Consider the following 2,500-nt stretch of genomic DNA (forward strand, 5'->3'; position numbering starts at 1 on the left):
AAAAAAACCCTCACATCTTTAGATGCAAGGGTTTATTACTTAAATAAATAAGAAGAGAATGGCGACGACTTACTCTCCCACCTGTTACGGCAGTACCATCAGCGCGGGCGGGCTTAACTTCTCTGTTCGGAATGGGAAGAGGTGAGCCCCGCCGCAATAGTCACCATAATGTCTTTAGTAGTGAGTAGTGGGTATTGAGTAGTGAGTATTTCTACTATCTACTTCATTTCCACCATTTCAGCTACTGATGCCGGCTGTCGTTTCAGCGCAGCTTAATGTTTTTATGATTGTTTTAGAAGAGGTGCAGGAGTTTTTGTTGAGCCTTGAGTTCATGTGTTTATCTCACGTCTCACATCTCACGTCCTGTGTCTTTAAAACAAAGACAATAAAGAGAAAGAGTACTGTACTTACTTTTAGCAGCTTTCGCTGTTGAAGTAAGCAATAGAAGGAGAGTATTAAAAGAAGCTGCCTTGAAGCAACAGAGAAAGTTCTCGGGTAATTAGTACTACTCAGCTATGGTATTTCTACCTTTACACCTGTAGCCTATCGAGGTTGTCGTCTACAACCACCCTTTAGGGAAGCCTCATCTTGAGGGGAGTTTCGCGCTTAGATGCTTTCAGCGCTTATCTCTTCCAAGCATAGCTACTCGGCACTGCACCTGGCGGCACAACCGATACACCAGCGGCTTGTCCAATTCGGTCCTCTCGTACTAAAATCAGGTCCTCTCAAGCTTCCTACGCCCACAACAGATAGGGACCGAACTGTCTCACGACGTTCTGAACCCAGCTCGCGTGCCACTTTAATGGGCGAACAGCCCAACCCTTGGGACCTTCTCCAGCCCCAGGATGTGACGAGCCGACATCGAGGTGCCAAACCTCCCCGTCGATGTGAGCTCTTGGGGGAGATCAGCCTGTTATCCCCAGAGTACCTTTTATCCTTTGAGCGATGGCCCTTCCATGCGGAACCACCGGATCACTATATCCGTCTTTCGACCCTGCTCGACTTGTAGGTCTCACAGTCAAGCACCCTTATGCTATTGCGCTCCACGTACGGTTACCAATCGTACTGAGGGTACCTTTGAAAGCCTCCGTTACTCTTTTGGAGGCGACCACCCCAGTCAAACTACCCACCACACACTGTCCCCCATTGGGGTTAGGCATCAGATAACCAAAGGGCCGTATTTCAAGGGCGGCTCCACGATGCCTGGCGACACCGCTTCAAAGCCTCCGGCCTATCCTACACATCAGTTACCCAATGTCAATGTGAAGCTATAGTAAAGGTTCATGGGGTCTTTCCGTCCCGTTGCGGGTAAGCGGCATCTTCACCGCTACTACAATTTCACCGAGCTCATGGCCGAGACAGTGCCCAGATCGTTACACCATTCGTGCAGGTCGGAACTTACCCGACAAGGAATTTCGCTACCTTAGGACCGTTATAGTTACGGCCGCCGTTTACTGGGGCTTCAGTTCAATGCTTCGGGATTACTCCCTAACATCCCCCCTTAACCTTCCAGCACCGGGCAGGTGTCAGGCCTTATACTTCATCTTTCGATTTCGCAAAGCCATGTGTTTTTGCTAAACAGTCGCCTGGGCCTTTTCACTGCGGCTTCTCCTTTGACGGAGGAAGCGCCCCTTCTCCCGAAGTTACAGGGCCATTTTGCCTAGTTCCTTAGCCATGAATCACTCGAGCACCTTAGGATTCTCACCCCGACTACCTGTGTCGGTTTACGGTACGGGTGCCTGCAAGATAAACGCTTAGAGGGTTTTCTCGGAAGTCTGATTAGCTCCATTATCTCCTTGGCCGAAGCCTTGGAGTACTATCGGCTTTCATCATCCTCAGCGGATTTGCCTACCAAAGATATAACTACGGCCTTCAACGCACTATTCCGTCAGTGCGCAGGAATTTCACTACTCCGTCACCCCATCACTTCTTGCAGCCAGTACAGGAATATTAACCTGTTGTCCATCGACTACGCCTTTCGGCTTCGCCTTAGGTCCCGACTAACCCGCAGCTGATTAGCATTGCTGCGGAAACCTTAGTCTTTCGGTGTGCGGGTTTCTCGCCCGCATTATCGTTACTTATGCCTACATTTGCTTTTCTAGCCGCTCCACCATGCATCACCACATAGCTTCTGCGCTGACTAGAATGCTCCCCTACCAGTGTACATTGCTGTACAATCCAAAGCTTCGGTACTACACTTGATGCCCGATTATTATCGATGCCCTGTCGCTCGACCAGTGAGCTGTTACGCACTCTTTAAATGAATGGCTGCTTCCAAGCCAACATCCTGGCTGTCTCGGCAACTGGACCACCTTAGTTCAACTTAGTGTAGATTTTGGGACCTTAGCTGTTGGTCTGGGTTCTTTCCCTCTCGGATAAGGACCTTAGCACCCTTACCCTCACTGCAGGATTAATCTTATCAGCATTCGGAGTTCATCAGGATTTGGTAGGATGTGACTCCCCCTAGTCCTATTGGTAGCTCTACCTCTGTAAGACATCA

The 2,500-nt window shown here is 49.5% G+C and carries 2 rRNA genes (1 of these 2 cut by a window edge); both read right to left on the reverse strand.

The features are described 5' to 3' along the window. Window positions 1-56: 56 nt before the first annotated feature. Window positions 57-168 (reverse strand): 5S ribosomal RNA (gene rrf, locus F752_RS0106785). Between the two features lie 311 nt (window positions 169-479). Then, window positions 480-2,500: ribosomal RNA gene (locus tag F752_RS0106790) — 23S ribosomal RNA — on the reverse strand (it continues 878 nt past the right edge of the window).

The organism is Nafulsella turpanensis ZLM-10 (assembly GCF_000346615.1).
Classification (GTDB): Bacteria; Bacteroidota; Bacteroidia; order Cytophagales; family Cyclobacteriaceae; genus Nafulsella; species Nafulsella turpanensis.